General features: G+C 42.1%; 6 protein-coding genes, 1 tRNA gene and 1 pseudogene. 5 read left to right on the forward strand and 3 right to left on the reverse strand.

Annotated elements, in window-relative coordinates:
- The first annotated feature begins 317 nt into the window (after nucleotides 1-317).
- Nucleotides 318-749, forward strand: a complete 432-nt coding sequence (gene uspA, locus ACGF7G_RS16335; RefSeq protein WP_387466843.1) for a universal stress protein UspA — start codon at nucleotides 318-320, stop codon at nucleotides 747-749.
- Between the two features lie 259 nt (nucleotides 750-1,008).
- On the forward strand, nucleotides 1,009-2,352 hold the full coding sequence (gdhA, locus tag ACGF7G_RS16340; RefSeq protein ID WP_133814481.1) for an NADP-specific glutamate dehydrogenase: 1,344 nt from the start codon (nucleotides 1,009-1,011) through the stop codon (nucleotides 2,350-2,352).
- A 35-nt stretch (nucleotides 2,353-2,387) separates the two neighbouring features.
- Here the strand turns inward: gdhA and rsmJ are convergent, their stop codons facing one another.
- Both rsmJ and prlC read right to left on the reverse strand, forming a co-directional pair.
- Nucleotides 2,388-3,131: a 16S rRNA (guanine(1516)-N(2))-methyltransferase RsmJ gene (gene rsmJ / locus ACGF7G_RS16345; protein WP_387466845.1), complete on the reverse strand. Its 744-nt coding sequence runs from the start codon at nucleotides 3,129-3,131 to the stop codon at nucleotides 2,388-2,390.
- Nucleotides 3,132-3,136: 5 nt separating this feature from the next.
- Entirely contained in the window at nucleotides 3,137-5,179 is a 2,043-nt protein-coding gene (gene prlC / locus ACGF7G_RS16350) for an oligopeptidase A (protein WP_387466847.1), read from the reverse strand.
- Nucleotides 5,180-5,411: 232 nt separating this feature from the next.
- Here prlC and ACGF7G_RS16355 point away from each other — a divergent pair.
- Both ACGF7G_RS16355 and ACGF7G_RS16360 read left to right on the forward strand, forming a co-directional pair.
- A tRNA-Sec gene (locus tag ACGF7G_RS16355) sits at nucleotides 5,412-5,506 on the forward strand.
- A gap of 236 nt (nucleotides 5,507-5,742) precedes the next feature.
- Nucleotides 5,743-6,078 carry a hypothetical protein gene (locus ACGF7G_RS16360; protein WP_387466849.1) on the forward strand — a complete coding sequence of 112 codons (336 nt, stop codon included), beginning with the start codon at nucleotides 5,743-5,745 and terminating at the stop codon, nucleotides 6,076-6,078.
- Here ACGF7G_RS16360 and ACGF7G_RS16365 read toward each other — a convergent pair.
- Nucleotides 6,064-7,032, reverse strand: a complete 969-nt coding sequence (locus ACGF7G_RS16365) for an IS30 family transposase (protein ID WP_387466851.1) — start codon at nucleotides 7,030-7,032, stop codon at nucleotides 6,064-6,066. The genes ACGF7G_RS16360 and ACGF7G_RS16365 overlap by 15 nt on opposite strands.
- A 777-nt stretch (nucleotides 7,033-7,809) precedes the next feature.
- Between ACGF7G_RS16365 and ACGF7G_RS16370 the strand changes: the two are divergent.
- Nucleotides 7,810-7,931 (forward strand): annotated as a pseudogene (locus ACGF7G_RS16370) (IS630 family transposase); the annotation flags it as partial.

Below are 7,931 nucleotides of genomic sequence, written 5' to 3' on the forward strand. Positions count from 1 at the left end.
GTGATTTGGCAATAGCTTTTTGCAATGGATAAGTCACTGACCTACTGGTTTGCAAAATAGGATCCCACGCAAAAAACTCGATTTGAGCATGGAAAAACATGGATTGGACAAGAAAGACTATAAACCCAGGGCTTGATTTTGTTCTCTATCAAGTGGAAGGAATAGCGATTGTGGTATATGTTGTTTGTTTGGTGAATGTTCTTTGCTTGCGATAAGTTGTGATCGAAACAGCATCTTAAGGGCATTCTAAATAGGCATAAGATAGTGGCAATTTGCCCTGCCAACTCATTAATCGGCATTATGGAAGGAGTTCGCTTATGGCTTATAAACATATTCTTGTTGCGGTTGATTTATCCCCGGAAAGTCAGGTATTGGTACAAAAAGCTATTTCCATGGCAAAACCGTACAATGCCAAAGTTTCCCTGATCCATGTTGATGTTAACTATTCCGATCTCTACACCGGTTTGATTGATGTTAATCTCGGTGATATGCAGCAACGCATTACTGACGAGACTCGCAATGCGTTGAAAGATCTCTCCGCAGGGACAGATTATGGCATTCAGGAAACCCTGAGCGGTAGCGGTGATCTGGCTCAGGTATTGGTTGATGCGATTAAGAAATATGACATAGATCTGGTTGTTTGTGGTCATCATCAGGATTTCTGGAGCAAACTGATGTCTTCTGCCCGCCAGCTGATTAACACGGTTCATGTTGATATGCTGATTGTTCCTTTACGTAACGATGAATAGCTATAGATTGAAAATTTATTCGATAAAATCGCCTGCTTATGCAGGCGTTTTTTTTGATGAAATGAGGTGTTGTTTGGTTTGTGCCTGATGCAATCAAGAAATTTTTTTTACCTTTCTATAAAAAAACTTCTTGAAAGATGAATATAGAACAGTGATATATTCAAAGGGCAAACACAACTTACCTCACATTTTCGACAAAAATAATTATTAGAGAATTGCTGAGGAGACATTACAACCAAAGTAGAAATAAGGAATAACTATGAGCTGTTTACTCTCTTTGTCTTCATTTCTTGGATCGATTCAACGCAGGGATGAATATCAACCAGAATATCTTCAGGCTGTCCGGGAAGTATTTACCTCTCTTTGGCCGTTCCTTGAACAAAATCAGAAATATCGTGAACAAAGCTTGCTGGAGCGTATGATAGAACCGGAAAGGGTTATCCAGTTTCGAGTTTGCTGGGTAGATGATCAAGGTAAGGTTCAAGTGAACCGTGCATGGCGAGTGCAGTTCAACTCAGCTATTGGTCCGTATAAAGGTGGTATGCGTTTTCATCCATCGGTGAATCTCTCTATTCTGAAATTCCTTGGCTTTGAACAAACTTTAAAAAATGCGCTGACAACTTTACCGATGGGTGGTGGTAAAGGGGGTTCAGATTTTGATCCCAAAGGAAAAAGCCAAGGCGAAGTGATGCGTTTCTGTCAGGCGTTAATGACAGAATTGTACCGCCATTTGGGACCCGATACCGACGTTCCTGCGGGGGATATTGGTGTAGGTGGCCGTGAAGTGGCTTTTATGTCAGGTATGATGAAAAAGCTCTCTAATAACACCGCTTGTGTATTTACTGGCAAAGGTCTCTCTTTCGGTGGCAGTTTGATTCGTCCGGAAGCAACCGGTTATGGTCTGGTTTATTTCACCAATGCCATGCTAAAACGCCATGGTATGAGCTTTGACGGTATGCGGGTATCGGTTTCCGGTGCAGGTAACGTCGCACAGTATACTATTGAGAAATGCATGGCGCTGGGTGCGAAAGTGATTACTGCTTCTGATTCCGGTGGCACAGTGGTTGATGAAGAAGGTTTCACGCTGGAGAAATTGGCTCACCTTGAAGAGATTAAAAATCAGCACTATGGTCGAGTGGAAGAGTATGCCAAAGAGCGGGGGCTGACGTTCCTGAAAGGGTTACAACCCTGGTCTGTGCCGGTTGATATCGCTTTGCCATGCGCTACTCAGAACGAGTTGGATTTGGATGCGGCTAAGGTCCTTATCAAGAATGGCGTTAAAGCCGTAGCTGAAGGGGCGAATATGCCAGCAACCATTTCAGCGACTGAAGCCTTTATTGAAGCAGGCGTGCTATTCGCACCAGGTAAAGCAGCCAACGCGGGTGGCGTGGCAACATCAGGTTTGGAAATGGCGCAAAATGCAGCACGTTTAGGCTGGAAGGCTGAGAAAGTGGATGCACGTTTGCATCACATTATGCTAGATATTCATCACGCCTGTGTTGAGTATGGTGGCGAGAGCAAACAGACCAATTATGTTCAGGGTGCGAATATTGCCGGATTTGTAAAAGTGGCTGACGCTATGCTCTCTCAGGGTATCTTGTAAATTAAAGTGATCAGCCGCAATATGCGGCTGATATTTTAGCAAGGATAGATATCAAAACGGTGGTTTTTTGTGGTGATAGCCGCTGATGCAGCTATTCCAGCTAAAGGTTCTGCATAATCAGGTCGCTTTACCACGACACGGCGTTTTGCCAGAGCTCGTGCAGGGGATAGCAAATTATCAGCATCTTCATCGGCACCAACCAGAGACTGAAACACCCGCATCTCTTTCTTCACCAGTGCACTTTTCTGTTTATGTGGATACATAGGATCAAGATAAACCACATCAGGCTGCGGTGTAATATTGGTCAGTGCTGTGATGCTGGAGGCATGGAGTAATGTCATGCGTTCTCTTAGCCAGCCGCCGATTTCTTCATTCTGATAACCACGTTGAAGCCCATCATCCAGCAATGCCGCGACCACAGGATGGCGTTCCAGCATTCTTACATGACAACCCAGTGATGCCAGTACAAAGGCGTCACGTCCCAGACCTGCGGTAGCATCCACGATGGTTGGTAGATAATCTTTTTTGATTCCTACGGCTTTAGCAACGGCTTCACCTCGTCCGCCACCAAAGCGGCGGCGATGTGCCATGGTGCCTGAGATAAAATCCACATAGATGCCGCCCAGTTTGGGCTCATCCCTTTTGCGGAGTTCGAGATGTTGAGGTGTAAGAACCAATGCCATGACAGCACTTTCGTCATGTACCAGCTCCCAGCGTTTCGCCAGTTGAGATAAGGCGCTGCTATCAGCGCCTTGTTCACAGATTAAACAGATACCCACCCTGATTATCCCTTGATACCAGAACTACGCAGCATTGCATCCAGTTTGGGTTCACGGCCACGGAAACGTTTGAACAGTTCCATTGGATCTTCAGAACCACCACGGGACAGAAGATTATCAAGGAAAGATTGCCCGGTTTCACGGTTGAAAATCCCTTCTTCTTCGAAGCGTGAAAAGGCATCAGCTGCCAGCACTTCAGCCCACAGATAGCTGTAGTAACCTGCGGCATAACCACCGGAGAAGATATGACTGAATGAGTGTGGGAAGCGGCCCCATTTAGGTGAAGGCACTACGGAAACTAATTTTTTCACTTTCTTCAAGGTTTGCATGATCTGAGCACCTTTTGCTGGATCATACTCAACATGCAAACGGAAATCGAACTGACCAAACTCAAGCTGACGCAGCATAGCCATTGCTGCTTGATAGTTTTTCGCTGCTAAAAGATTATCTAGCATAGATTGTGGCAGGGGCTCTTTAGTTTCATAGTGACCAGAAATAAATGCCAGTGCTTCTGGTTTCCAGCACCAATTTTCCATGAACTGGCTTGGCATCTCAACCGCATCCCATGGCACGCCATTAATACCGGAAACAGCAGCAGTTTCAATCTGGGTCAGCATCAGGTGCAGACAGTGACCGAACTCGTGGAACAGCGTGTTTACTTCACTGTGGGTGAACAGAGCTGGTTTACCACCAACAGGTTTGTTGAAGTTGCAGTTCAGATAAGCGACTGGTTTTTGCAGCTCGCCGTTGGAATGGCGCATCTTGCTGATACATTCATCCATCCAGGCACCGCCCCGTTTATGTTCGCGCGCATAGAGATCCATATAGAAACTGCCGTGCAGCTCATTTTTGTCATCATATAGATCGAAGAAACGGACATCTGGGTGCCAGGTTTCTACATCATGGCGCTCTTTGGCTGTAATGCCATAGATACGGCGAACAACTTCAAATAGCCCTTCAACAGCTCGTTGTTCAGGGAAATAAGGACGTAACTGTTCGTCATTAATAGAAAACTTATGCTGCTTTTGTTTTTCGGCATAATAAGCCATATCCCAAGCTTCCAGCTCGTGGGCGCAATGATGCCATTTCGCAAAACATGTTAACTCATCTACTTCTTCTTCACCTTGTGGATGAGCGCGTTTTGTCAAATCATTCAGAAAACCCAAAACTTCCTTAGGCGTTTTTGCCATTTTGGTTGCAAGAGATTGTTCAGCATAATTTTTGAAGCCAAGCAATTGGGCTTGCTCATGACGTAATGCAAGGAGTTCAGCCATCACTTCGCTGTTATCCCATTTACCGGCATTTGGGCCTTGATCAGAAGCACGAGTTTGATAAGCGTGATAAATTTCCCGACGTAATTCACGGTCTTCTGCATAGGTAATAACCGGCTGATAACTTGGCGCTTCCAAAGTCAGCAGCCAGCCTTTTTTTCCTCTCGCTTCTGCCTGAGCTTTAGCTGCGGCAATCGCACTTTCAGGCAGACCAGACAAATCTTCCACATCAGTAATTAACTTGGTCCAGCCCATAGTGGCATCAAGCACGTTATTGCTGAATTGAGAACTTAAATCTGACAAACGTGCGCTGATCTCGCCATAACGTTTCTGTTTCGCCTCAGGCAGACCGATACCTGACAGTTTAAAATCGCGCAGTGAATTTTCGACAGCTTGGCGTTGAGGTTGAGAGAGTTTCTCAAACTCAGCACTCTCACGTAATGACTTATATGCTTGATACAGGCCCTTGTGTTGACCTAACCAGGTACTGAATTCAGACAGCAATGGTAAACTTTCTTCGTAGACTGCACGCAGCTCCGGACTGTTTTTAACCGAATTCAGATGATTGACTGGTGACCATGCACGTGACTGTTTATCATTTGCTTCAGCCAGTGGCTGACACAGATTGTCCCAGGTAAAAACGGTATTCTCGGCTAGGATCTTTTCGACAGTTTGGCGGTAATTTGCAATGACTTCTTTTACAGCAGGAACAACATGTTCTGGTTTAATAGAAGAAAATTTTGGTAAACCGGATGGAACGAGTAACGGATTAGTCATATAGGGTCCTGTTTGTGTTTGGGATACATGGCTGAATGAGCAGTGTATCGTAATGGGTATCGGCTAATAAGATGTAGGTAAAATTCGGTAAACTCAACGCGAATATCGAGTTTTTTAACAACAAAATTTAATGCTTTTTAGGAAATTGATGAATTGTTTCCACAGATCGGTTCAGAAGCCTTACAGCACGCGCTATAATCGGCATGTTTTCATAATTCTTTCGTATTGATATGGAAGATCATCGTCCCCGGTGGGGCGGCTGGACTTCAAATCCAGATGGGGCCGCCAGTGGTCTCTGGCAGGTTCGACTCCTGTGATCTTCCGCCAAAGCTTGTCTGGGGTTATCTCACCAAATCTGTGGCAAGGATGTATAATAACGGGTATAGATTTTTACTATGCACTTTTGAGCTATATACAGATGCCGTTAACTAATTATCCAGAATACCGCATTAATAACTACGGAAGATGTTATTGATCTTCTGGAGCAGTTATCTGATAGATTTGCTAAAGATTTTCGATTTGGCCTAGGCCTTCTTTGGGAATATCGATATATTTGCGAAATAATGGCAAGTTTAGAAGGTATTAGTATATTAATTATCCACAAGGGAAAAGATGCAAAGATAGATCCTCCATCCTCCATCCTCCATCCTCCATCCTTTATTCTTGGTATAAATAGATTCCATGCATTGCGTAAAGAGATAAACCGTATCACCTCTCGCTATCAACGAGACGCACGTAAGGAAAAACAATTTCACATTTACCAAAATCTCCTACAATTTTTTGATAAAAACAATAATAAAAACAATAATAAAAACAATAATAAAAACAATAATAAAAACAATAATAAAAACAAGAGGCGGATTCACATGATAAGTGCAACATCGTTAATCTGGAAGTAAACAAGTTCGTATTCCTTTAAATAACTCATTCGGTGTTTTCCCACCCCGTGTTTTTCGGGGGCGATTATTTAATCGGTTTACCACAAAATTTATTTCTTGATCAGAGACTTCATTAAAATCGGTTCCCTTTGGAAAGTATTGTCTGATTAACCCATTGATATTTTCATTGATCCCTCTTTCCCAGGGCGAATAAGGATGCGCAAAGTCAATTTGGGTTCCTAATTTTTCACTGATGGTTTCATGATCTGCAAACTCCAAACCGTTATCGAATGTGATGGTCTTAACCTTTTGTTTTAATGGGTATAATACTTTCACTGCCGCTTTCGCGACTTCTGATGCACGCTTGCTATCAAGTTTAACGATAATTGTATACAGTGTCTTGCGATCAACCAACGTTAATAAGACACTTTTTTTATCTTTTCCTATTATCGTATCTCCTTCCCAGTCGCCAATACGTTCTTTTTTATCAACAATTTCCGGGCGCTCATCAATACTGACCCGATTTTTAATTTTGCCTCTTCTTTCATAGCGACCATAACGTTTGCGATAGGGTTTTCTGGCAATTCGCAGATGTTGCCATAAATCACCCCCCTCTATTTTATCTTTATAAATCAGCCTATAAATCGTCTCATGATGCAAAGATATCCCTTTATGTTGTTTCAAATAATCAACCACCTGTTCAGGGCTTAAATCTTTCCAAATTAACCGTTTTATCCATTTTCTTATTACCGGCGTTATTTTCACGGCTTTCTTAGCAAAATGACGACGCGCCAATCCCTTCAAATGAGCCTGTTCAGGGCAGTATGTCTGGACTTCTTGATTTCTCTTCAATTCTCTGCTGATGGTCGATGGGCTTCGCTTAAGTGACTCAGCAATGAAGAGCTGTGAAAAACCCGCTTCTTTTAAGCTAAAAATCTGATATCTTTCTGTTTCGGTCAGTTGTATATAGGTCATAGTGCGTTTTCCTTTGGCGAGAAAGATGCCTACTATAGCAACTGACCGCCTTTCTGAAAAATTGCACTTATTAGTCGAATCCGCCAGACACTATTAAATCCAAAATATCGTTTTGATGGTGAAGAATTTATTTTAACCCGGTAACAACATGAAAAAAGAGGGTTTAACCCTCTTTGAACAGTAGATAATCTATTATTTTGTAATCAATTTAAACAAATAAAGAAAAAAGGGCTGTCCTAAATAATGATAAATTCTTCAAAATAACGCCAGAGCAGTATGCTGTTTTTAACAATAAAAATTATAATGATTAAACGGGTATTTAAGCGTTAACAGATCGCGAAAATAGCTTGTAAAAATAACGATATGAGTTGATTTTAGCGTTAAATCACATTAAAGGTATAAAAAGAGGCGTGATTTAAATAAAACCGTATAAAAGCAATGCTATTGGGCAGGGTAAAATAGTGTAAAACAAGTTTAAGTGAGCGTATTTAATGTATCTTGGTGTTGTATAATAAATGCAGGATAATAACACTGAAAGTAACCCAGTTCGTATTCGGTTAAATCGTGTGTTTGAGGATTTTGTTATTCTTATTTTGTCCTTTTTTTACTGGGTATATACTCAAGACACTTCAAAGTGCATGTTTGAAAAACGATTATGTTGTTGAATTTAAATGTTTTTATGTCTGGCGACTCAAGCATCTTGAAGTTCATTCGGTATATACTCGTAATCATTGAAGATGCTTGATTTTATCCGAAATGGAGATCATTATCCTCGCTATGAAAATATTTATTACATCAGAACAAAAAATCAAACTTGAACGTCTTCACGACACCACTCGTGATGGTCAAGTACGAGACAGAATAAAAGCTATCCTTCTGGCTTCTGAAGGGTGGAGTTC

Source organism: Photorhabdus sp. RM323S (genome assembly GCF_042879375.1).
GTDB lineage: Bacteria > Pseudomonadota > Gammaproteobacteria > Enterobacterales > Enterobacteriaceae > Photorhabdus > Photorhabdus tasmaniensis.